17 protein-coding genes are annotated in these 22,473 nt (G+C 62.8%); all 17 read left to right on the top strand.

Features of this window, described 5'->3' with window-relative positions:
- Positions 1–64 precede the first annotated feature (64 nt).
- The 17 genes from NOV72_RS12195 to NOV72_RS12110 all read left to right on the top strand — a co-directional run bounded on the left by NOV72_RS12195 (position 65) and on the right by NOV72_RS12110 (position 22,449).
- Complete coding sequence (locus NOV72_RS12195; protein ID WP_106854877.1) at positions 65–4,159, top strand: DUF3683 domain-containing protein; 4,095 nt, start codon at positions 65–67, stop codon at positions 4,157–4,159.
- 37 nt (positions 4,160–4,196) lie between these two features.
- Complete coding sequence (locus NOV72_RS12190; protein WP_106854827.1) at positions 4,197–4,631, top strand: HIT family protein; 435 nt, start codon at positions 4,197–4,199, stop codon at positions 4,629–4,631.
- A 12-nt stretch (positions 4,632–4,643) separates the two neighbouring features.
- Entirely contained in the window at positions 4,644–5,051 is a 408-nt protein-coding gene (locus tag NOV72_RS12185; protein ID WP_106854826.1) for a gamma-butyrobetaine hydroxylase family protein, read from the top strand.
- A gap of 83 nt (positions 5,052–5,134) precedes the next feature.
- The gene (ubiE, locus tag NOV72_RS12180) at positions 5,135–5,866 is read left to right on the top strand and encodes a bifunctional demethylmenaquinone methyltransferase/2-methoxy-6-polyprenyl-1,4-benzoquinol methylase UbiE (RefSeq protein WP_106854825.1); all 732 of its coding nucleotides are present in this window, start codon (positions 5,135–5,137) and stop codon (positions 5,864–5,866) included.
- 25 nt (positions 5,867–5,891) lie between these two features.
- A complete protein-coding gene (locus NOV72_RS12175) occupies positions 5,892–6,902 on the top strand; it encodes a Tim44 domain-containing protein (RefSeq protein WP_106854824.1) in 1,011 nt (336 codons plus the stop codon).
- Between the two features lie 169 nt (positions 6,903–7,071).
- On the top strand, positions 7,072–7,740 hold the full coding sequence (locus tag NOV72_RS12170) for a ubiquinone biosynthesis accessory factor UbiJ (protein WP_106854876.1): 669 nt from the start codon (positions 7,072–7,074) through the stop codon (positions 7,738–7,740).
- 22 nt (positions 7,741–7,762) lie between these two features.
- A complete protein-coding gene (ubiB, locus tag NOV72_RS12165) occupies positions 7,763–9,334 on the top strand; it encodes a ubiquinone biosynthesis regulatory protein kinase UbiB (protein WP_106854823.1) in 1,572 nt (523 codons plus the stop codon).
- Positions 9,335–9,344: 10 nt separating this feature from the next.
- Positions 9,345–9,962, top strand: a complete 618-nt coding sequence (locus NOV72_RS12160; RefSeq protein ID WP_106854822.1) for a methyltransferase domain-containing protein — start codon at positions 9,345–9,347, stop codon at positions 9,960–9,962.
- 143 nt (positions 9,963–10,105) lie between these two features.
- Positions 10,106–10,462 carry an FmdB family zinc ribbon protein gene (locus NOV72_RS12155; RefSeq protein ID WP_106854821.1) on the top strand — a complete coding sequence of 119 codons (357 nt, stop codon included), beginning with the start codon at positions 10,106–10,108 and terminating at the stop codon, positions 10,460–10,462.
- 135 nt (positions 10,463–10,597) lie between these two features.
- Positions 10,598–11,260 carry a DUF502 domain-containing protein gene (locus NOV72_RS12150; RefSeq protein ID WP_106854820.1) on the top strand — a complete coding sequence of 221 codons (663 nt, stop codon included), beginning with the start codon at positions 10,598–10,600 and terminating at the stop codon, positions 11,258–11,260.
- Positions 11,261–11,353: 93 nt separating this feature from the next.
- On the top strand, positions 11,354–13,156 hold the full coding sequence (gene aspS / locus NOV72_RS12145; protein ID WP_106854819.1) for an aspartate--tRNA ligase: 1,803 nt from the start codon (positions 11,354–11,356) through the stop codon (positions 13,154–13,156).
- A 109-nt stretch (positions 13,157–13,265) separates the two neighbouring features.
- Entirely contained in the window at positions 13,266–13,742 is a 477-nt protein-coding gene (gene nudB / locus NOV72_RS12140; protein ID WP_106854818.1) for a dihydroneopterin triphosphate diphosphatase, read from the top strand.
- A gap of 44 nt (positions 13,743–13,786) precedes the next feature.
- Positions 13,787–15,034, top strand: coding sequence for a phospholipase D-like domain-containing protein (locus NOV72_RS12135; protein ID WP_245933004.1), 1,248 nt, complete (start codon positions 13,787–13,789; stop codon positions 15,032–15,034).
- A 268-nt stretch (positions 15,035–15,302) separates the two neighbouring features.
- Positions 15,303–15,977 carry a TetR/AcrR family transcriptional regulator gene (locus tag NOV72_RS12130; RefSeq protein ID WP_106854816.1) on the top strand — a complete coding sequence of 225 codons (675 nt, stop codon included), beginning with the start codon at positions 15,303–15,305 and terminating at the stop codon, positions 15,975–15,977.
- A gap of 69 nt (positions 15,978–16,046) precedes the next feature.
- Positions 16,047–17,834 (top strand): acyl-CoA dehydrogenase C-terminal domain-containing protein, encoded by a 1,788-nt coding sequence (locus NOV72_RS12125; protein ID WP_106854815.1) that lies wholly within the window; start codon positions 16,047–16,049, stop codon positions 17,832–17,834.
- A gap of 960 nt (positions 17,835–18,794) precedes the next feature.
- Positions 18,795–21,224: a 3-hydroxyacyl-CoA dehydrogenase/enoyl-CoA hydratase family protein gene (locus NOV72_RS12115; protein WP_106854813.1), complete on the top strand. Its 2,430-nt coding sequence runs from the start codon at positions 18,795–18,797 to the stop codon at positions 21,222–21,224.
- Between the two features lie 28 nt (positions 21,225–21,252).
- The gene (locus NOV72_RS12110; protein ID WP_106854812.1) at positions 21,253–22,449 is read left to right on the top strand and encodes an acetyl-CoA C-acyltransferase; all 1,197 of its coding nucleotides are present in this window, start codon (positions 21,253–21,255) and stop codon (positions 22,447–22,449) included.
- Positions 22,450–22,473: the final 24 nt, after the last annotated feature.

Below are 22,473 nucleotides of genomic sequence, written 5' to 3'. Positions count from 1 at the left end.
CCACGCGCATCGTCGGCGTTTCCGCTTTTCGAAGCGCGTCCGCCGGCACACCGAACCGTCGAACATGAACGCACCTCAAGCCTTCGATCCGAACGGCGCCCATGCCGCCTTGGCGCTCGATATCGAGCCCCGTCTGCGCGAAATTCCCTACAACTACACGTCGTTCTCCGATCGTGAAATCGTCATGCGGCTTTTGGGCGACGAAGCCTGGGCCGTGCTCGACGAACTCCGCAACGAGCGCCGCACCGGCCGCTCGGCGCGCATGCTGTACGAAGTGCTCGGCGACATCTGGGTCGTGCGCCGCAATCCGTATCTGCAGGACGACTTGCTCGACAACCCGAAGCGCCGCGCGCTGCTCGTCGAGGCGCTGAATCACCGGCTCGCGGAAATCGAAAAGCGCCGCAGCGCCGATCTCTCCGCCCACAGCGACGAAGCCGGCAGCCGCGAGCGCGCCGGGCGCGTGCAGTTGCTGATTGCCGCCGCGCGCCGCGCCGTCGACGATTTCGCCTCCGAATTCGGCCGCATGGCCGACTTGCGCCGCCGCGCGTCGCGTGTGCTGGGCAAGGAAACGCAGAAGGACAACATCAAGTTCGACGGCCTGTCGCGCGTCTCGCACGTCACCGACGCGACCGACTGGCGCGTCGAATATCCCTTCGTCGTGCTGACGCCGGACACCGAAGGCGAAATCGCCGGTCTCATCAAGGCGTGCTTCGAGCTCGGGCTCACCGTGATTCCGCGCGGCGGCGGCACCGGCTACACCGGCGGCGCGATTCCGCTCACGCCGTTCTCGGCCGTCATCAATACGGAAAAGCTCGAACAACTCGGCCCCGTCGAAATGACCGATCTGCCGGGCGTCGATCACAAGGTCGCGACGATTTTCTCCGGCGCGGGCGTCGTCACGCGACGCGTCACGGAGGCGGCCGAGCAGGCGGGCTTCGTGTTCGCCGTCGATCCGACTTCGCTGGATGCGTCTTGCGTCGGCGGCAATGTCGCGATGAACGCGGGCGGCAAGAAGGCCGTCTTGTGGGGCACGGCGCTCGACAACCTCGCGTGGTGGCGCATGGTCGATCCGGAAGGCAACTGGCTCGAAGTCACGCGTCTGGATCACAACTGCGGCAAGATTCACGACGTCGAAGTGGCGCGCTTCCGGCTCGACTGGTTCGACGGCAATCGCGCGCCGGGCGAAAAGCTGCTGCGCACCGAAAATCTCGACATCGCCGGCCGCACGTTCCGCAAGGAAGGGCTCGGCAAGGACGTCACCGACAAATTTCTCGCCGGCCTTCCCGGCGTGCAGAAGGAAGGCTGCGACGGACTCATCACGTCCGCGCGCTGGATCCTGCACAAGATGCCCGCGCACACGCGCACCGTCTGCCTCGAATTCTTCGGCCAGGCGCGCGACGCGATTCCGAGCATCGTCGAGATCAAGGACTATCTGTTCGAGACGTCGAAGCAGGGCGGCGCAATTCTCGCCGGTCTGGAGCATCTCGACGAGCGCTATCTGCGCGCGGTCGGCTACGCGACCAAGAGCAAGCGCAACGCTTTCCCGAAGATGGTGCTGATCGGCGATATCGTCGGCAATGACGCCGATGCCGTCGCGCTCGCCGCATCGGAAGTCGTGCGCATGGCGAACGGCAAGAGCGGCGAAGGCTTCGTCGCGGTGAACGCCGAGGCGCGCAAGCGTTTCTGGCTCGACCGCTCGCGCACGGCGGCGATCGCCAAGCACACGAACGCGTTCAAGATCAACGAAGACGTCGTGATTCCGCTCAACCGCATGGGCGAGTACACGGACGGCATCGAGCGCATCAATATCGAGCTGTCGATCAAGAACAAGCTGCAACTCGTCGATGCGCTCGAAGCGTTTTTCCGCACCGGCAAGCTGCCGCTCGGCAAAACCGACGACGCCAACGAAATTCCCAGCGCCGAACTCCTCGAAGACCGCGTGCAGCAGGCGCTCGATTTGTTGAAGCGCGTGCGCGAGCGCTGGACCTTCGTCGGCGAAAAGCTCGACATGCCGTTGCGCGAGGCGCAGCACTATCTCGTCAATCTCGGCTACGAAGCGCTCGCGGAGAAGTTCGCGGATCGCGTCGACGTGCAGCCGGGCGCGAACATCTTCCACGTCGCGCAGGACCGCACGGTGCGCATCTCGTGGAAGCAGGAGATTCGCGCGGAACTGCGCTCGATCTTCAACGGCGGCGAATTCAAGCCGATCCTCGACGAAGCGCAGGCCATCCACAAGCAGGTGCTGCGCGGGCGCGTGTTCGTCGCGCTGCACATGCACGCGGGCGACGGCAACGTGCACACGAACATTCCCGTCAACTCCGACAACTACGCGATGCTGCAGGACGCGCATCACGCGGTGGCGCGCATCATGAAGCTCGCGCGCTCGCTCGACGGCGTGATTTCGGGCGAGCATGGCATCGGCATCACGAAGCTGGAGTTCCTGACCGAAGAGGAAATCGGCGATTTCCGCGCGTACAAGCAGCGCGTCGATCCGCACGGGCGCTTCAATAAGGGCAAGCTGTTCGAAGGCGCGGACCTGCGCAATGCGTACACGCCGAGCTTCGGGCTGATGGGCTACGAGTCGCTCATCATGCAGCAGTCGGATATCGGTGCGATCTCCGATTCGATCAAGGACTGCCTGCGCTGCGGCAAGTGCAAGCCGGTTTGCGCGACGCACGTGCCGCGCGCGAACCTGCTGTACAGCCCGCGCAACAAGATTCTCGCGACGTCGCTGCTCGTCGAGGCGTTCCTGTATGAAGAGCAGACGCGCCGCGGTGTATCGATCAAGCATTGGGACGAGTTCAACGACGTCGCCGATCATTGCACGGTCTGCCACAAGTGCGTGACGCCGTGCCCGGTGAAGATCGACTTCGGCGATGTCACGATGAACATGCGCAATCTGCTGCGCAAAATGGGCAAGAAGAAGTTCAACGCGGGCAACGCGGCGGGCATGTTCTTTCTCAACGCGACCAATCCGCAGACCATCAACCTCGCGCGCACCGCGATGATGGACGTCGGCTACAAGGCGCAGCGCTTCGGCAATGACGTGCTCAAGAAGTTCGCGAAGAAGCAGACGGCGAAGCCGCCCGCGACGGTCGGCAAGCCGCCCGTGGTCACGCAGGTGATCCACTTCATGAACAAGAAGATGCCGGGCAATCTGCCGAAGAAGACGGCGCGCGCACTGCTCGATATCGAAGACAACAAGATCGTCCCGATCATCCGCAATCCGCAAACGACCACCGTCGATTCGGAAGCCGTGTTCTATTTCCCCGGCTGCGGGTCGGAGCGTCTGTTCTCGCAGGTCGGGCTCGCGACGCAGGCCATGTTGTGGGAAGCCGGCGTGCAGACCGTGCTGCCGCCGGGTTATCTGTGCTGCGGCTATCCGCAGCGCGGCTCGGGGCAGTACGACAAGGCCGAGAAGATCGTCACGGACAATCGCGTGCTGTTCCATCGCGTCGCGAATACGCTGAACTATCTCGACATCAAGACCGTGGTCGTGTCGTGCGGAACCTGCTACGACCAGCTCGCGGGCTATGAATTCGAGAAGATCTTCCCGGGTTGCCGGATCATCGACATTCACGAATTCCTGCTTGAAAAGAACATCAAGCTCGACGGCGTGAAGGGCACGCGCTACATGTATCACGACCCGTGTCACTCGCCGATCAAGACGATGGACCCGGTCAAGCTCGTCAACGATCTGATGGGTTCGCAGAACGACGGCTACAAGATCGAGAAGAACGATCGCTGCTGCGGCGAATCGGGCACGCTCGCGGTCACGCGCCCCGACATTTCGACGCAAGTGCGCTTCCGCAAGGAAGAAGAGATCCGCAAGGGCGCGGCGCGGTTGCGCGGCATTCCGCTCGTCGCGGAAGCGGGCGCGAACGCCATCAACATGGCCAACGGGGCGGCCGGCGCGGCGGGCGCGCAACCCGGCTCGGTGCTCAAGGCCGGCGACGGCCCTCAGCCCAATGGCCAGGACGTGAAAATCCTCACGAGCTGCCCGTCCTGCTTGCAAGGTCTGTCGCGCTACAACGAGGACGCCAATGTCGAGGCGGACTATATCGTCGTGGAAATGGCGCGCAAGGTGCTCGGCGAGAACTGGATGGAACAGTATGTCGAACGCGCGAACAATGGCGGTATTGAGCGCGTGCTGGTGTAATAGCGAAATCGAGGTTTCGATTCGCTAGAGGTTTGAGATGGACTGTGTGTTTTGCCGTGAAGACGGCGGCGAGGTGCTGTGGTCGGACGACGCGTTGCGCGTCGTCCTCGCCGACGAGCCCGACTGGCCGGGCCTGTGCCGCGTGGTCTGGGGCGCGCACGTCGCCGAAATGTCCGATTTGGCGGATGGCGACCGCGCGCGCGTGATGACCGCCGTGAACTGCGTCGAACGCGCGATGCGCCGCGTGCTCGTGCCGGAGAAAATCAATCTGGCGAGCCTCGGCAATCAGGTGCCGCACGTCCACTGGCACGTCATTCCGCGCTTTTCCAACGATTCCCGCTTCCCTCTGCCGATCTGGGCGCCGCGCCAGCGCACGGTTTCCGAAGCGCAGCTATCGAAGCGCCGCGCGCAGGCCACGCTCTTGCGCGAGCAGTTGCGCAACGAGCTGAATCAGGCGTTCGGCACTCAATAAGACGACATCATCATGACCGGACTCACTTCCGCGACGCCGATTCCCACCGGCGTCGTCGTGCATTCGAAATCCCGCGTGCTCGAACTGCAATACGGCGACGAGTCGTATCGCGTGCCGTTCGAACTGCTGCGTGTCTATTCGCCTTCCGCCGAAGTGCAGGGCCACGGACCGGGCCAGGAAACGCTTCAGACCGGCAAGCGCGAGGTGACGATCATGGGCATCGACCCGGTCGGGCATTACGCGCTGCAACTGAATTTTTCGGACGGCCACAATACGGGCATCTATTCTTGGGACATCCTGCACGACCTGGCGACGCGGCAGGACGAACTGTGGCGCGAATATCTGGCGAAACTGGAAGCCGCCGGCGTGGACCGCGACACGCCGATGGCCGCGAAACCATCCGGTGGCCATTGCCACTGAGCATCAGGGCTGCGGCATGACGCCGCAGGCCGGCGCGACGATTGCGCATACATAGAACGAACAACAGGCGAGGTAAGAGCGCGATGAGCAAGACCCACTTCGGATACGAAACGGTCGACGAGCAGGACAAGGCGAAGAAAGTGGCGGGCGTTTTCCACTCCGTCGCAAGCAACTACGACTTGATGAACGACCTGATGTCCGGCGGACTGCATCGGATCTGGAAGCATTTCACGATCGGGCAGGCCAAGGTGCGGCCGGGCTACAAGGTGCTGGATCTCGCAGGCGGCACGGGCGATCTGGCGATGGCGTTCGCCAAACAGGCGGGCGAAACGGGTGAAGTCTGGCACACAGACATCAACGAATCGATGCTGCGCGTGGGCCGCGACCGGCTGATCGACAAAGGCGTGCTGACGCCCGCGCTGCTGTGCGACGCCGAGAAGATTCCCTTCCCGGATAGTTATTTCAATGTGGTTACGGTTGCCTTCGGTCTTCGTAACATGACGCACAAAGACCGCGCGCTGGCCGAGATGACGCGTGTGTTGAAGCCGGGCGGAAGGTTGCTCGTGCTGGAATTCTCGAAAGTGTGGGAACCGCTGAAAAAGCCGTACGATATCTACAGTTTCAAGATTTTGCCGTGGCTTGGCGAAAAAGTGGCCAAAGATGCGGACAGCTACCGGTATTTGGCCGAGTCCATCCGCATGCACCCGGACCAGGAAACTTTAAAAACGATGATGGAACAAGCGGGCCTGGATCGAGTCGAATATTACAATTTGTCAGGTGGCGTGGTAGCGTTACACGTCGGGACAAAATTCTGATGTTCCACTCTCTTAAGGATTCGATATGTTCGATTCGCGCAAACCCCAATCCCGGGGTTTCCTGAACCTCTTCTTCAGGAAGGCCGGAATCTTGGCGCTGGCTGGCGTTATTGCGGCTGGCGCAATCTTCGCGGAAACGGCGGAAGCCAAGCGCATGGGCGGCGGCCGCAGCATGGGCCGTCAGTCGGCCACGGCGACGCAGCAACATCAGGCAACGCCGCCGTCGCAATCGATGCAGCAAGGGCAGGCGGGTCAGGCGGCGCAGGCTCAGCGCGCGCAACCCACGCCCGCCGCGCCGGCAGCGGCGCAACCCGCGCGCAATCGCTGGCTCGGACCGATCGCCGGTCTCGCCGCCGGTCTGGGTATCGCGGCGCTGCTGTCGCACTTCGGGCTGGGCGAAGCTTTCGCCGGCGCGATGGCCAATATGATCATCATCGCGTTGATCGTGCTGGCTGCCGTCATGCTGTTCCGCTTCATCATGCGCAAGCGTCAGGGCAACAATACGCCTGCCTACGCCGGCGTCGGTTCGGCTTCGGGTTCGCCGTACAGCGCGACCGCGCGCACGAGCCTGAATCAGGATCCGCCGCAAACGCCGCAGCCGACCGGTTTCGGCGCGAACTACATCGAACCTCCAGCGACGCAGCAGGTCGTGAATCCGAACGTGCCGGCCGGCTTCGACACCGATGCCTTCGTGCGTAACGCGAAGGTTTACTTCGTGCGCCTGCAGGACGCGTGGGATCGCGGCAACGTCAATGACATCCGCGAATTCACGACGCCCGAAATGTTCGCGGAAGTGAAACTCGACGTCGATGCCCGCGGCAGCGCGCCGAATCGTACCGATGTGGTGCAACTCAACGCCGATCTGCTCGGCGTCGAGGATCGCGCGAACGAGTATCTCGCGAGCGTGCGCTTCCACGGCCTGATCCGCGAGTCGGAAGGTTCGGCGGCGGAGCCGTTCGTCGAGGTGTGGAATCTTTCGAAGCAGAAGGCCGGCAACGAAGGCTGGCTGCTGGCGGGGATTCAGCAGGTAAGTTGAGCCCGTCCATACCCTTGGCCGGATGGCCAGGGCGCCGCAACCGTCAGTGTGCCAGCCGGTTGCGGCGGTAGAATAGAAACCCGCGCGAGAAGCCCCTCGCGCGGGTTTTTTCATCTCATAGCCGATGACGAACGCAGACGAATCCGCCCGTCCCGCAGCAAATCCCGCCTTGAAGACCGTGTCCAGTGGATTCGCGGCCGCCGTGAATCACCTGCTCGTGCGCGAGCCGTGGGCGCTCGAGCGCCTGAAGCCGTACGCCGGCAAGCGCGTGAAGCTGTCGTGCACGCCGGTTTCGATCGCGCTCGTGGTGCAACCCGACGGCCTTCTCGCGGCCACCACCGAGGCCGAGGCGGGCGCGTTCGACGTGACCATCGCCGTTCCGCTCGACGCGCTGCCGATATTTCTGCAAGGCGGGCAGGCGGCGGTGATGAAGCATGTCCGGATCGAAGGCGACGCGGAGTTCGCGACCACGCTCGCAAAACTCGCGGAGCATCTGCGCTGGGATCCCGAAGAGGATCTGGCGCGCGTCATCGGCGACGCGCCCGCGCATCGCGTGGGACTCGTCGCGCGGGCCGTGCAGGAGCAGGCGCAGCGCACCGGGCGGAATCTGCTGGACACTTTCACCGAATATTTCCTCGACGAGCGTCCGCAACTCGTGCGCAAAAGCGCGCTCGACGCATTCAACGCCGAGCTGTCGAAAACCCGCGACGCGCTCGCGCGTGTCGAAAAGCGCATCGAAAGAATCGAGCAACAAACACAACGAACCGAACAATCACGGCCGGCGAGCGGCGCCTCAGCGCGAACCGGCGGCGAGTCAGTGCGCGACTCGCACGAATAACGAGCTGAAGCGAATTCGAACCATGCGTTTTCTGCGTTTTCTCAAGATATTTTTCACGATCGTCCGCTTCGGGCTCGATGAACTCGTGATGAGCGGCATCGACGATCGCCGCGTGCGCTATCTCATGCGCATCACGACCTTCGGCCGCCGGTTCGACGTCGAGCGCGGCATTCGTCTGCGGCTCGCGCTGGAAAGCCTCGGACCGATCTTCGTGAAGTTCGGACAGGTACTGTCGACGCGGCGCGATCTCTTGCCCGTCGATGTCGCCGACGAACTCGCCAAGCTCCAGGATCAGGTTCCGCCGTTCGATTCGGCGGTGGCGGTGTCCATCATCGAGAAATCGCTGGGTGCGCCGATCGACGAACTGTTCGACGATTTCGAGCGCGTGCCGGTGGCGAGCGCGTCGATCGCGCAGGTGCATTTCGCGAAGATCAGGAACGGCGAGCATGCGGGCAAGGCCGTCGCGGTGAAGGTGCTGCGCCCGGGGATGCTGCCCGTGATCGACTCCGACCTCGCGCTGCTGCGCGATATCGCGACGTGGGCCGAACGCCTGTGGGCGGACGGCCGGCGCCTGAAGCCGCGCGAAGTCGTCGCCGAATTCGACAAATACCTGCACGACGAGCTCGACCTGATGCGCGAGGCCGCCAACGGCAGCCAGTTGCGCCGGAACTTCCAGGGCCTCGATCTGCTGCTCGTGCCCGAGATGTACTGGGACCTGTCGGCGCCGACGGTGCTCGTCATGGAGCGGATGGTCGGCGTGCCGATCAGTCAGGTGGAAACCTTGCGCGCGGCCGGCGTCGATATTCCGAAGCTCGCGCGCGAAGGCGTCGAGATTTTCTTCACGCAAGTGTTCCGCGACGGCTTCTTCCACGCCGACATGCACCCCGGCAACATTCAGGTGAGCCTCGATCCGGCGACCTTCGGGCGTTATATCGCGCTCGATTTCGGCATCGTCGGCGCGCTGTCGGACTTCGACAAGAACTATCTCGCGCAGAACTTCCTCGCGTTCTTCAAGCGCGACTATCACCGTGTCGCGACGCTGCACCTCGAATCCGGCTGGGTGCCGCCGAGCACGCGCGTCGAGGAACTGGAAAGCGCGATTCGCGCGGTTTGCGAGCCGTACTTCGATCGCGCGTTGAAGGACATTTCGCTCGGGCAGGTGCTGATGCGCCTTTTCTCGACGTCGCGCCGCTTCAACGTCGAAATCCAGCCGCAGCTCGTGCTGTTGCAAAAGACGATGCTCAACGTCGAAGGGCTGGGGCGCTCGCTCGACCCCGAACTCGATTTGTGGAAAACGGCCAAGCCGTATCTCGAACGCTGGATGAACGCGCAGATCGGCTGGCGCGGCTGGTACGAGCGCCTGCAAATGGAAGCGCCGCAGTGGAGCAAGACCATTCCGCAACTGCCCCGGCTGATTCACCATATTCTGGCGGAGCACCACGATTCTCCGAAAAGCGGCAGCGACGACCTCATGCGCATGCTGCTCGCCGAGCAGAAGCGCACGAACCGGCTGCTGGTGACGCTGCTCGTCGCCGGGCTCGTCGCGATGGCGGGCGCGGGTGTCGTCGTCGCGCAGTTCTTTCTTCACCCTTGAAGGCCGAATCATGAGCGATCCGACGAATCCCGACGTGCCCGATTTCCAGAACCGCGATCCGAACTCGCCGGGTTTCTGGGACGAGCGTTTCGGCCAGCAGTTCACACCGTGGGATCAGGCCGGCGTACCGGAGACGTTCAAAACCTTCGTCGCGTCGCAAAATGCCCGCAACGTGCTGATTCCCGGCTGCGGCAGCGCGTACGAAGCGCTCTATCTGGCCGAACTCGGCTGGCCGGTGCGCGCGATCGACTTCTCCGCGGGCGCCGTCGAGGCCGCGCGCGCGCAACTCGGCGCGCATGCGGGCGTCGTCGAAGAGGCGGATTTTTTTGCCTACGCGCCGCCTTTTTCGCCCGACTGGATCTACGAGCGGGCCTTTCTCTGCGCGTTGCCGAAAAACCGCTGGCCGGACTATGCCACCCGGATGGCGGCGTTGCTCAAGCCGGGCGCGCTGCTCGCCGGCTTCTTTTTCATCGGATCGACGCCGAAAGGGCCGCCTTTCGGCATCGAACGCGGCGAACTGGACGCGTTGCTCACGCCGCACTTCGAATTGATCGAAGACCGCGAGGTGAGCGGCTCGATTGCCGTGTTCGCCGGCCGCGAACGCTGGCTGACCTGGCGACGAATCTGAACTGCCCAGCTTGAAATCCGGCGGTGGCGCCCTGAAATAGGGGCGATCGGGCTTGCGCCCGCCGTCCCGAAATTGGCGGGGCAAGTTTGCGGCTATAATTCAAGGCTTTGCAAGCGTCGACAGATCATTGTAGGAAGAGTGCCATGCCGATTTACGCGTACCGCTGCGCACACTGCGGCCACGAAAAAGACGTGCTTCAGAAACTGAGCGATGCGCCGCTCACGCAATGTCCCGCCTGCGGAAAGGACTCTTTCTCGAAGCAGGTGACGGCTGCCGGATTCCAGTTGAAAGGCTCCGGCTGGTATGTCACCGATTTTCGCAGCGGCAACAACGGCGCGAAGGGCAACGCGGCGAATACGCCGGCGAAATCGGACGACGCATCCTCGTCCGGCACCGGCACTTCGAACGCTAGTGACAGCGCTGCGCCGGCAAGCACGACATCGTCGTCGGATGCGGCCAAGCCTGCGGCGGGTCCGTCCACATCGTCGGACGCAGCCTGAAACGCCGGATCGCCAGTCAATCTGGCGATATGTCGCGCAGATGACCTCGCCGACCGCGCGCAATTGGGCGCGGCTCGCCCGCCAAGCCGGATCGCCGACACAGTTGAAAGCCGGCGCAGCCTCCGCCCCGTGTAAATGACGACGAAAAAGACTACGCTGAAATCCGTGTTCCTCACCGGCCTGCTCGTGCTGGTGCCGCTCGCGATCACCTTGTGGGTGCTGGGCCTCGTCATCGGGACGATGGACCAGACGCTCCTGCTCCTGCCGGAATCGTGGCAGCCCGAACGCGTCGTCGGCTTCCATCTGCCGGGCGTGGGAGCGGTGCTGACGCTCGCGTTCATCTTCATCGTCGGGCTGCTGACGCAGAACTTCGTCGGCCAGAAGCTCGTGAAATGGTGGGACGCGATCCTGCGTCACATTCCGGTGGTGGGCCCACTGTATACGAGCGTGAAACAAGTGTCGGACACGTTGCTCTCTTCGAGCGGCAACGCGTTCCGCAAGGCGCTTTTGATCGAATATCCGCGCAAGGGCTCGTATACCATTGGCTTTCTGACAGGCATTCCGGGCGGCGACGTTCTGAACCATCTCGACGAAGAGCACGTAAGCGTCTACGTGCCCACGACGCCGAACCCGACATCCGGATTCTTCCTGATGATGCCGAAAAGCGAAGTCGTCGAACTGGACATGACCGTCGACGCCGCACTGAAGTACATCGTCTCGATGGGCGTGGTGGCTCCCGCCCCGAGCGCGCCGGCAGCGGTCGCGCCCGCCCGCCGCCCCACCGAGCCGCCGATGTAATGCCGGCGCGCGCGAACCTGGAGTCCGCCGAGCGAAAGAGCGAGACCCGAACGCGCGAGCCGTTGATCAACGAACAACGAAAGACACAACATCATGTCGATGCGATCTGAATACTGCGGTCTGGTGACCGAGGCCCGTCTGGGCCAAACCGTCTCGCTGTGCGGCTGGGTGCATCGCCGCCGCGATCACGGTGGCGTTATCTTCATCGACTTGCGCGATCGAGAAGGGCTCGTTCAGGTCGTCTGCGATCCGGACCGCGCCGAGATGTTCAGTGTGGCCGAGGGCGTGCGCAACGAGTTCTGCGTGCAAGTGAAGGGTGTCGTGCGCAACCGTCCCGAAGGCACGGTCAACGCGAATCTCACGAGCGGCAAGATCGAAGTGCTGTGCCATGAGCTGACCGTGCTGAACGCATCGGTCACGCCGCCGTTCCAGCTCGACGACGACAACCTCTCCGAGACCACGCGCCTCACGCATCGCGTGCTCGATCTGCGCCGTCCGCAGATGCAGAAGAACCTGCGCCTGCGTTATCGCGTCGCGATGGAAGTGCGCAAGTATCTCGACGCGCAAGGCTTCATCGACATCGAAACGCCGATGCTGACCAAGAGCACGCCCGAAGGCGCGCGCGACTACCTCGTGCCGTCGCGCGTGAACGCCGGCCAGTTCTTCGCGCTGCCGCAGTCGCCGCAATTGTTCAAACAGTTGCTGATGGTCGCGAACTTCGACCGTTACTACCAGATCACCAAGTGCTTCCGCGACGAAGACCTGCGCGCCGACCGTCAGCCGGAATTCACGCAGATCGACTGCGAAACCTCGTTCCTGACCGAGCAGGAAATCCGCGATCTGTTCGAAGAGATGATCCGCCATGTCTTCAAGGAGACGATGGAAGTCGAGCTGCCCGCGAAATTCCCGGTCATGCTGTACTCGGAAGCGATGCGCCGCTTCGGTTCGGACAAGCCGGACTTGCGCGTGAAACTCGAATTCGCCGACCTCACGGATGCCGTGAAGGACGTCGACTTCAAGGTGTTCAGCATGCCGGCCAATTCGAAGGACGGCCGCGTCGCGGCGCTGCGCGTGCCGAAGGGCGGCGAGCTGTCGCGCGGCGACATCGACGGCTATACGGAATTCGTGCGCATCTACGGCGCGAAGGGTCTCGCGTGGATCAAGGTCAACGACAAGTCGCGTGGTCGCGACGGTCTGCAAAGCCCGATCGTCAAGAACCTGCATGACGCGGCGCTCGCGGCGATCATGGAACGCACGGCAGCCGAAGACGGCGACATCATTTTCTTCGCGGCGGATCGCGCGAAGGTCGTGAACGACAGCCTCGGCGCGCTGCGCCTGAAGATCGGCCATTCGGAATTCGGCAAGTCGACCGGCCTGCTCGAAACCGGCTGGAAGCCGCTGTGGGTCATCGACTTCCCGATGTTCGAGTACGACGAGGAAGAGAACCGTCACGTGGCCGCGCATCACCCGTTCACGAGCCCGAAGGACGAGCACCTCGAGTACCTCGAAACCGATCCGGGCCGCTGCCTCGCGAAGGCATACGACATGGTGCTGAACGGCTGGGAAATCGGCGGCGGTTCCGTGCGTATCTTCCAGGAAGACGTACAGAGCAAGGTGTTCCGCGCGCTGAAGATCGGCGCGGAAGAAGCGCGCCTGAAGTTCGGCTTCCTGCTGGACGCGCTGCAATACGGCGCGCCGCCGCACGGTGGCATCGCGTTCGGTCTGGACCGCATCGTCACGCTGATGTCCGGCGCGGATTCGATCCGCGACACGATCGCGTTCCCGAAAACGCAGCGCGCGCAGGACCTGCTCACGCAAGCGCCGAGCGAAGTGGACGAGCGCCAGTTGCGCGAGTTGCACATCCGTCTGCGTCAACCGGAGCAGAAGGCGCACTAAGCAGCTTTCGTTGTCGATGTGATGAAAAAGGCGCCGAGTGCGCCTTTTTCATTTTTTGCGTTACAGTCTTTGGGCACAGCCAAACCATGAAACGCGCGTTTACAAAGACATGCAGAAGCCGCCTAAAATCCCCGAATCCGTGCTGGTCGTCATTCATACGCCGGACCTCGATGTGCTCATCATCGAACGTGTGGATCACAAGGGCTTCTGGCAATCGGTGACGGGCTCGAAGGATCGCATCGACGAACCGCTCATCGAGACCGCCGCGCGCGAAGTGCGGGAAGAAACGGGCATCGTGATCGGCGGCGCGCTCGTGCCGGAGAACGCGCTGCTCGACTGGCATCACAGCATTCAATACGAGATCTATCCGCAATGGCGGCATCGCTATGCGGAGGGTATCGTTCACAACACCGAACACCAGTTCAGCCTCTGTGTGCCGCATTGTCTCGAAGTGACACTCGCGCCGCGCGAACACACCGCACACTTATGGCTGCCGCTCCGCGCGGCCGCCGACCGATGCTTCTCGTGGTCGAACCGGGAAGCCATCCTTCAATTGCCCGAGCGCCTCGCGGCGCATAGCCGATGATCGGACTGCGTCCACGGCGCAGTTTCAAGCGGTTGCGCCAGGCGATGTTTTCGGGCCGCCGGCCACCGCGCTTTTGTTTCACGTCCGGCAATCACGTGCGGCTCTTCAAGGGCGGCGTGCAATTTTTCCCGGCGCTGATCGAGCGGATCGACAACGCGCGCAAGTCGGTGTCGCTGGAAACCTACATCTTCGCCAACGACGATAGCGGCCGCGCCGTCTCCGATGCGCTCGTGCGCGCCGCCGAGCGCGGCGTCACGGTGCGCGTGATCACGGATGGCATCGGCACGGAAAGCAATCTGCCGATGTTCAAGCTCTGGCAGGAGCGTGGCGTCGAGCATCGCATCTACAACCCGCATCTGCTGTTCGGGCCGCTCGGCTTTTCGCGCACGCATCGCAAACTTGCGCTGATCGACGAGACGTACGCCTTTTGCGGCGGCATCAATATCGTCGACGACTACGATCAGAACGGCACGCGCCTCGAACGGCCGCGCTGGGATTATGCGATGGAGGCGCAAGGCCCCGTCGTCAGGGACGTGCGCGAAGCGTTCGACCTGCAATGGCAGCGCATCCGGCTCGGCGTGAAGCCGCGCCAGCCGACGCAACCGGGCTGTGAGCCGCAGGAAACCGAAAGCGCGCGCGCGCCCGGTCGATGGAACGCGCGCCGCGCAATGCTGGCGCGCCGTCGCGCGCGGCTCGGCGAAATTCACGCGGTCGATCAGCCGTGCGTCGCGTTCGTCGCGCGCGACAACCTGCTCAACCGGCGCGCGATCGAGAAGGCGTATCTCCGGGCAATCGCCCACGCCGAGAGCGAAGTGCTGCTTGCGAATCCTTACTTCATGCCGGGGCGCAAGCTGAGGCGCGCGCTCGTCAATGCGGCGGAGCGCGGCGTGCGCGTGTCGCTGGTCATCGGTCGCAAGGAATTCGTCGCGCTGGATTACGCGACGCCCTTTCTCTACGGCAATCTGCTGAAGCACGGCGTGAGGATCGCCGAGTACGAGAAGACGATGCTTCACGGCAAGGTCGCGGTCGTGGATGCGGACTGGGCGACCATCGGTTCATCGAACCTCGACGCGCTGTCGCTCGTGCTCAACAACGAGGCCAACATGGTGCTCGTGAATCATCCGGAAATTGCCGGGCTGCACGACGCCATTCTTCAGGCGTTTGACGAAGGCCGCCCCATCGACGAAAAACACTATGCGTCGCGGCCCGTTACGGAGCGGGCACTTAACTGGCTGGCCTACAACACTTATCGTGTGATGATGAAAATGATCACCATTGGTCAGTACGATTAACTGCTATTTGGCAGCGATTGCGTAAAAATACGTGTCCACAGGCATTTCTAGACGAAGGTTCCCGCGAATCGGAAACTCGGGCAGTCACTTACAGGCAGTCCGTACATAAAACGCGACAATGGGCGCGGACAATGTTGAGATTTATCCTATAGACATGTCCTGGCGTTTTAGAAACGCATATCTAAAAATTTGCTTGTATCACCAACGTTCGGCCACAATAATAGAACGGCCGTTCGATTTTACGGGTCACGAGAACGGTAGGGACATCATGCGAAAAGGCGAACAGACGCGAGCCGCGATTCTCGACGCAGCGCTGGAACTGGCAAGTCGGGACGGGCTGGAAGGGCTGACGATCGGCCTTCTGGCCGAGCGGATGCAAATGAGCAAGAGCGGTGTGTTTGCGCATTTCGGGTCGCGCGAGGACTTGCAGGTGGAGGTGGTGCGCGAGTACCACCGGCGCTTCGAAGACGAAGTGTTTTTTCCGAGTCTGCGCGAGGCGCGCGGCCTGCCGCGATTGCGCGCGATGATGAATCGCTGGATGGAGAAGCGCATCCAGGAAGTGACCACGGGCTGTATCTACATCAGCGGAGCGGTGGAGTACGACGACCGCGCCGCGAGCGCCGTGCGCGAGCAGCTCGTGCACAGCGTGAGCATGTGGCGCGAGGCGTTGCTGCGCGCGATCCGCCAGTCGAAGGACGAAGGGCATCTGAAGGCGGAGACGGATCCGCATCTGATGCTTTTCGAGCTGTACAGCTTTACGCTCGGCCTGCATCACGACGCGCGCTTCCTGCATCTGCCGGAAGCCGTGCAACTGACGCGGGACGCGCTGGACAAGACGATCACGTCGTATCAGGCGTCGAATGCGGGAGCCGGAATGCCGATCCCTCAGCCGACTGCGAATGCGGCTACGAATCTGACATCGCAACACACCGACAGCCGTTAGCGGCGCTGTTCGAATCGAAGGTGGTTCGGCGGCGCGCAACCAGACGCTTGAAAGAAACTGGAGAGACTCATGGGACAGTACGCCGCCCCCCTTCGCGACATGCAGTTCGTGCTGCACGAAGTGCTGAACGTGGAAGCCGAATTGAAGAGCATGCCGAAGCATGCCGACCTCGACGCCGACACCATCAATCAGGTGCTCGAGGAAGCCGGAAAGTTCTGCGCCGAAGTCGTGTTCCCGCTCAACCAGAGCGGTGATCGCGAAGGCTGCACTTACGCGGGCGATGGCGTCGTGAAGACGCCGGCCGGCTTCAAGGAGGCTTACCGCCAGTACATCGATGCGGGCTGGCCCGCGCTTGGGTGCGATCCCGAGTACGGCGGTCAGGGCTTGCCCGCGTTCGTGAACAACGCGCTTTACGAAATGCTCAATTCGGCGAATCAGGCCTGGACGATGTATCCCGGTCTCTCGCACGGCGCGTACGAATGCCTGCACGCGCACGGCACGCCGGAGCAGAAGTCGACCTATCTTTCGAAACTCGTCTCGGGCGAGTGGACCGGCACGATGTGCCTGACCGAACCGCATTGCGGAACGGACCTCGGCATTCTGCGCACGAAGGCCGAACCGAATTCCGATGGCTCGTACGCGCTCACCGGCACGAAGATTTTCATTTCGAGCGGCGAGCACGACATGGCCGAGAACATCGTTCATCTGGTGCTCGCGCGTCTGCCGGGCGCGCCGATGGGCACGAAGGGCATCTCCCTTTTCATCGTGCCGAAGTTCGTCCCGGATGCGAATGGCGCGATTCGCGAGCGCAACGGCATCCAGTGCGGTTCGATCGAGCACAAGATGGGCATTCACGGCAACGCGACCTGCGTGATGAATCTCGACGGCGCCAAGGGCTGGCTCGTCGGCGAGGCGAACAAGGGCTTGAACGCGATGTTCGTGATGATGAACGCGGCGCGTCTGGGCGTCGGCATGCAGGGCCTTGGCCTGACCGAAGTCGCGTATCAGAACTCGCTCGTCTATGCGAAAGAGCGCCTGCAGATGCGCTCGCTCACCGGCCCGAAGGCGCCGGAGAAGGCCGCCGATCCGATCATCGTGCATCCGGATGTGCGGCGCATGCTGCTCACGCAGAAGGCGTATGCCGAAGCGGGCCGCGCGTTCACGTACTGGGCGGCGTTGAATATCGACAAGGAACTGTCACACGCGGATGAGGCCGTGCGCGCCGAGGCCGCCGATTTCGTCGCGCTGTTGACGCCGGTCATCAAGGCCTTCCTGACGGACAACGCGTTCGAAGGCACCAACATGGCGATGCAGATTTACGGCGGCCACGGCTTCATTTCCGAGTGGGGCATGGAGCAGTACGTCCGCGACGCGCGCATCAACATGATCTACGAGGGCACGAATTCGATTCAGGCGCTCGACCTGCTCGGCCGCAAGATTCTCGGCGACATGGGCGCGAAGTTGAAGCGCTTCGGCAAGCTCGTTGCCGACTTCGTCGAGCAGGAAGGCGTGAAGCCGGAGATGCAGGAGTTCATCGATCCGCTTGCCGATATCGGCGACAAGGTGCAGAAGCTCACGATGGAGATCGGCATGAAGGCCATGCAGAATCCTGATGAAGTGGGCGCTGCGGCGGTGCCGTATTTGCGGACTGTCGGGCATTTGGTGTTTTCGTATTTCTGGGCGCGGATGGCGCGAGTTGCTCTGGATAACGCCGCTTCGGGCGATGCCTTCTATCAGGCGAAGCTCGCCACTGCGCGGTTTTACTTCGCCAAGCTGCTGCCTGAGACCGCTTCGACGATTCGTGCTGCTCGTGCTGGAGCCAAGCCCATGATGGACTACGACGAAGCGCTTTTCTGATTGTTTCGGGCTTTTGCTGGATCGCGTTTTGTTATTGGTGTTGCCCCTGTGCGGGGCGGCAGTCACTTTCTTTGCTGCTGCAAAGAAAGTGACCAAAGAAAGCAGCTTTTATCGTGCTCGGCGCGGGGGCTCTTTGTGTGAGTGAAACTTGCTTTCGCGTCGGTCTATTAGCACTGCCCCTGTGCGGGGCGGCAGTCACTTTCTTTGCTGCTGCAAAGAAAGTAACCAAAGAAAGCAGCTTTCCCATCCAAAGTGCTTCATGCCGGCCGCGGCACAGGCGATTGGCTGAATGGCCCGGCAGTAGCGAGTGCCCTCACAAGCAGAACAGGGCTTGGATCGCACACGGTTTGCCGCACCACATGTTTAAGTGCGCTGGTTCAGCACGAAATAGCTTCGGCACAGCGCTACGCGCTGCCGCCGGGTCTGCAAGGGAAACCATCGGTCGGCGCGTGCAATGAGATGGAAGTGCAAGGAAGCCCATGCAAACTCATGCAAACCCATGCAAACGAGTGCAAACCCATGCAAACCCGATTGACCCGTCGGCCGCGAAGCGGGCTGGAGCAATTTGGTGCTGAACCAGTTTGTTGTGCGGCGCGATGTGTCGGACCGTGCGCGATCCAAGCTGCGCGAGACCTATGAGGGCACTTGCTACTCTGGGGGCCATTCGGCCGATCGCCTGTGCCGCGGCCGGTGTGAAGTGCTTAGGATGGGGAAAGCTGCTTTCTTTGGTTACTTTCTTTGCAGCAGCAAAGAAAGTGACTGCCGCCCCGCACAGGGGCAGTGCAAATAGACCACTAAGAAATCAGGATTCCACGAAAGCCGCCCCGCACAGGGGCAACGCCAACAAACCGACACGAAATCAGGATTCCACGAAAGCCGCCCCGCAAAGGGGCAACACAAGCAAAGCCAAAACCGAAGCCGATTCCGATCACCTCTCACGAACCCCGGAGTGAACCCCCTGTGAGCACCCTGAACATCAAAAAAGTCGCCGTGCTCGGCGCAGGCGTAATGGGCGCACAGATCGCAGCCCATCTGATCAACGCCCGCGTCCCGGTCATGCTCTTCGACCTTCCAGCCAAGGAAGGCCCGAAGAATGGCATCGCGCTGAAGGCCATCGAGAATCTAAAGAAGCTGTCGCCCGCGCCGTTCGGCGTGAAGGACGACGCGCAGTACATCGAGCCCGCGAATTACGACGACGACATCGAGCAGCTCAAGACCTGCGATCTCGTCATCGAGGCTATCGCCGAGCGCATGGACTGGAAGCACGATCTCTACAAGAAAGTGTCGCCGCACATCGCGCCGCACGCGATCTTCGCGAGCAACACGTCGGGCCTGTCGATCACCGAGTTGTCGAACGGCTTCTCCGATGAACTGAAATCGCGCTTCTGCGGCGTGCACTTCTTCAATCCGCCGCGCTACATGCATCTCGTCGAACTGATTCCGACGGCCGCGACGAAGCCCGAGATTCTCGACCAGCTCGAAACCTTCCTGACGAGCGTGACCGGCAAGGGCGTCGTGCGCGCGAAAGACACGCCGAATTTCATCGCGAACCGCGTCGGCGTCTTTTCGATTCTCGCCGTGATCGCCGAAGCCGAAAAGTTCGGCCTGCGCTTCGACGAAGTCGACGATCTCACCGGCGCGCGCCTCGGCCGCGCGAAGTCGGCGACGTTCCGCACGGCGGATGTCGTCGGTCTCGACACGATGGCGCACGTCATCAAGACGATGCAGGACAACCTGCCCGGCGATCCGTTCTTCTCCGTCTACAAGACGCCGCCCGTGCTCGAAGCACTGGTGAAAAACGGCGCGCTCGGCCAGAAGACGGGCGCGGGTTTCTATCGCAAGGAAGGCCGCGCGATCAAGGTTCTCGACCCGAAAACGGCTTCGTATGTCGATGGCGGCGCGAAGGCCGACGAACTCATCGGCCGCATTCTGAAGCGTCCGCCGGCCGAGCGTTTCAAGCTCCTGCGCGAAACCGACAACAAGCAGGCGCAGTTCCTGTGGGCGATTTTCCGCGACGTGTTCCACTACATTGCGGTGCATCTCGAATCGATCGCGGACAACGCACGCGACGTCGATCTCGCCATCCGCTGGGGCTTCGGCTGGAATCAGGGGCCGTTCGAAAGCTGGCAGGCGGCGGGCTGGCAGCAAATCGCGAAGTGGGTGCAGGAAGATATCGATGCAGGCAAGGCGCTCTCGAACGCGCCGCTGCCCGCGTGGGTGCTCGACGGTCCCGTCGCCGGGAACGACGGCGTCCACACGAACGAAGGCTCGTGGTCGCCCGCCGCGCGCAAGTTCGTTCCGCGCTCGACGCTGCCGGTCTACAGCAAACAAGTGTTCCGCGCGCCGCTCATCGGTGAAAGCGGCGCGGATCCCAAGACCTTCGGCAAGACGCTGTTCGAAACCGAGAACGTGCGCGCCTGGCTCGATCGCGACGACGGCGACATCGTGATCGTCTCGTTCAAGACGAAGATGAACACCATCGGCCCGGGCGTGATCGACGGCCTCACGCAAGCGATCGAGCTCGCGGAACAGTCGTATCGCGGCGTGGTGATCTGGCAGCCGACTTCGCTGCAACTGGGCGCGCCGGGCGGTCCGTTCTCGGCGGGCGCGAATCTCGAAGAAGCGATGCCCGCGTTCATGATGGGCGGCGCGAAAGGCATCGATCCGTTCGTGAAGAAGTTCCAGCAAGGCATGCTGCGCGTGAAGTACGCGAACGTGCCGGTGGTGTCGGCGGTGTCGGGCATCGCGCTCGGCGGCGGCTGCGAATTGCTGCTGCATTCGGCGAAGCGTGTTGCGCATGTCGAGAGTTATATCGGTCTCGTGGAAGTGGGCGTCGGTCTCGTGCCGGCGGGCGGCGGTCTCAAGGAAGCCGCGTTGCGCGCGGCGGAAGCGGCGAGCGCCGTCAATGCCACCAGCGATCTGCTCAAGTTCCTGCAGAAGCCGTTCGAAAACGCGGCGATGGCGAAAGTCTCGTCGTCCGCATTCGATGCCCGCGCAATGGGCTATCTGAAGCCGACCGACACGATCGTCTTCAACGTGCACGAGCTGCTCGACGTCGCGAAGAACGAGGCGCGCGCGTTGAGCGCGTCGGGGTATCGGCCGCCGTTGCGCGTGAAGCAGGTGCCGGTGGCGGGCCGCTCGGCGATCTCGACGATCAAGGCGTCGCTCGTGAACATGCGCGACGGGCGCTTCATCAGCGATCACGACTATCTGATCGCGAGCCGCATCGCGGAAGCGGTGTGCGGCGGCGATGTCGAAGCGGGCAGTCTCGTCGACGAAGAATGGCTGCTGGCGCTCGAGCGCCGCGCGTTCGTCGAACTGCTCGGCACGCAGAAGACACAAGAGCGAATCATGGGCATGTTGCAGACCGGCAAGCCGGTGCGCAACTAAGTCGCGCGAGATACGGAGCTTCCAGAAAATGAGCAAACAACTTCAAGACGCATACATCGTCGCCGCGAGCCGCACGCCGATCGGCAAGGCGCCGCGCGGCGTGTTCAGGAACACACGCCCGGACGAGCTGCTCGTCCACGCGATCAGGTCGGCCGTCGCGCAAGTGCCGGGACTCGACACGAGCGTGATCGAGGACGCGATCGTCGGCTGCGCGATTCCCGAAGCCGAGCAAGGGCTGAATGTCGCGCGCATGGGCGCGCTGCTGTCGGGCTTGCCGAACACGGTCGGCGGCGTGACGGTGAACCGCTTCTGCGCGTCGGGCCTGACCGCGCTCGCGATGGCGGCGGACCGCATCCGCGTCGGCGAAGCGGATGCGATGATCGCGGGCGGCTGCGAATCGATGAGCATGGTGCCGATGATGGGCAACAAGCCGTCGCTGTCGCCGCATATCTTCGATCGCAACGAGGATGTCGGCATCGCCTACGGCATGGGACTGACGGCGGAGAAAGTCGCGGAGCGCTGGAAGGTGAGCCGCGAGGCGCAGGACGCGTTCGCGGTGGAGTCGCATCGCCGTGCGCTGGCCGCGCAGCAGGCGGGCGAATTCGCGGACGAAATCGCCGCCTACACGCTGAACGAGCGTTTTCCGGATCTCGCATCGGGCGAAGTGCGCATGAACAATCGCGAAATCGCGCTCGATGAAGGTCCGCGCGAAACCAGCCTGGAAGGGCTGGCGAAGCTGCGTCCCGTGTTCGCGAACAAGGGCTCGGTCACGGCGGGCAACAGTTCGCAGACGTCGGACGGCGCGGGCGCGCTGATCGTCGTGTCGGAAAAGATGCTGAAGCAGTTCAACCTCACGCCGCTCGCGCGCTTCGTGAGCTTCGCGGTGCGCGGCGTGCCGCCGGAGATCATGGGCATCGGGCCGAAGGAAGCGATTCCGGCCGCGTTGAAGGCGGCAGGGCTCAAGCAGGACGACATCGACTGGATCGAGCTGAACGAAGCCTTCGCGGCGCAGGCGCTCGCGGTGATCGGCGATCTCGGTCTCGATACCGCGAAGGTCAATCCGCTCGGCGGCGCGATCGCGCTCGGCCATCCGCTCGGCGCGACAGGCGCGATCCGCGCATCGACGGTCGTGCACGGCCTGCGCCGGCGCAACCTGAAGTACGGCATGGTGACGATGTGCGTCGGCACCGGCATGGGCGCGGCGGGCATCATCGAGCGCCTTTGATGGCGAATGGTCCGCGAGTTCATC

Origin of the sequence: Caballeronia novacaledonica, assembly GCF_900258035.1 — a bacterium.
GTDB classification, from domain to species: domain Bacteria; phylum Pseudomonadota; class Gammaproteobacteria; order Burkholderiales; family Burkholderiaceae; genus Caballeronia; species Caballeronia novacaledonica.
The sequence above is the reverse complement of the archived record's forward strand: the minus strand, read 5'-3'. Positions and strand labels throughout refer to the sequence as shown.

What these genes read in the sequence shown, in the direction of transcription:
- NOV72_RS12125 (WP_106854815.1), top strand. Translation starts at nt 16,047, where the DNA reads ATGGGACAGTACGCCGCCCCCCTTCGCGACATGCAGTTCGTGCTGCAC.
- nudB (WP_106854818.1), top strand. Translation starts at nt 13,266, where the DNA reads ATGCAGAAGCCGCCTAAAATCCCCGAATCCGTGCTGGTCGTCATTCAT.
- NOV72_RS12155 (WP_106854821.1), top strand. Translation starts at nt 10,106, where the DNA reads ATGCCGATTTACGCGTACCGCTGCGCACACTGCGGCCACGAAAAAGAC.
- ubiE (WP_106854825.1), top strand. Translation starts at nt 5,135, where the DNA reads ATGAGCAAGACCCACTTCGGATACGAAACGGTCGACGAGCAGGACAAG.
- NOV72_RS12150 (WP_106854820.1), top strand. Translation starts at nt 10,598, where the DNA reads ATGACGACGAAAAAGACTACGCTGAAATCCGTGTTCCTCACCGGCCTG.
- NOV72_RS12190 (WP_106854827.1), top strand. Translation starts at nt 4,197, where the DNA reads ATGGACTGTGTGTTTTGCCGTGAAGACGGCGGCGAGGTGCTGTGGTCG.
- ubiB (WP_106854823.1), top strand. Translation starts at nt 7,763, where the DNA reads ATGCGTTTTCTGCGTTTTCTCAAGATATTTTTCACGATCGTCCGCTTC.
- NOV72_RS12185 (WP_106854826.1), top strand. Translation starts at nt 4,644, where the DNA reads ATGACCGGACTCACTTCCGCGACGCCGATTCCCACCGGCGTCGTCGTG.
- NOV72_RS12110 (WP_106854812.1), top strand. Translation starts at nt 21,253, where the DNA reads ATGAGCAAACAACTTCAAGACGCATACATCGTCGCCGCGAGCCGCACG.
- NOV72_RS12130 (WP_106854816.1), top strand. Translation starts at nt 15,303, where the DNA reads ATGCGAAAAGGCGAACAGACGCGAGCCGCGATTCTCGACGCAGCGCTG.
- NOV72_RS12175 (WP_106854824.1), top strand. Translation starts at nt 5,892, where the DNA reads ATGTTCGATTCGCGCAAACCCCAATCCCGGGGTTTCCTGAACCTCTTC.
- aspS (WP_106854819.1), top strand. Translation starts at nt 11,354, where the DNA reads ATGTCGATGCGATCTGAATACTGCGGTCTGGTGACCGAGGCCCGTCTG.
- NOV72_RS12195 (WP_106854877.1), top strand. Translation starts at nt 65, where the DNA reads ATGAACGCACCTCAAGCCTTCGATCCGAACGGCGCCCATGCCGCCTTG.
- NOV72_RS12160 (WP_106854822.1), top strand. Translation starts at nt 9,345, where the DNA reads ATGAGCGATCCGACGAATCCCGACGTGCCCGATTTCCAGAACCGCGAT.
- NOV72_RS12135 (WP_245933004.1), top strand. Translation starts at nt 13,787, where the DNA reads ATGTTTTCGGGCCGCCGGCCACCGCGCTTTTGTTTCACGTCCGGCAAT.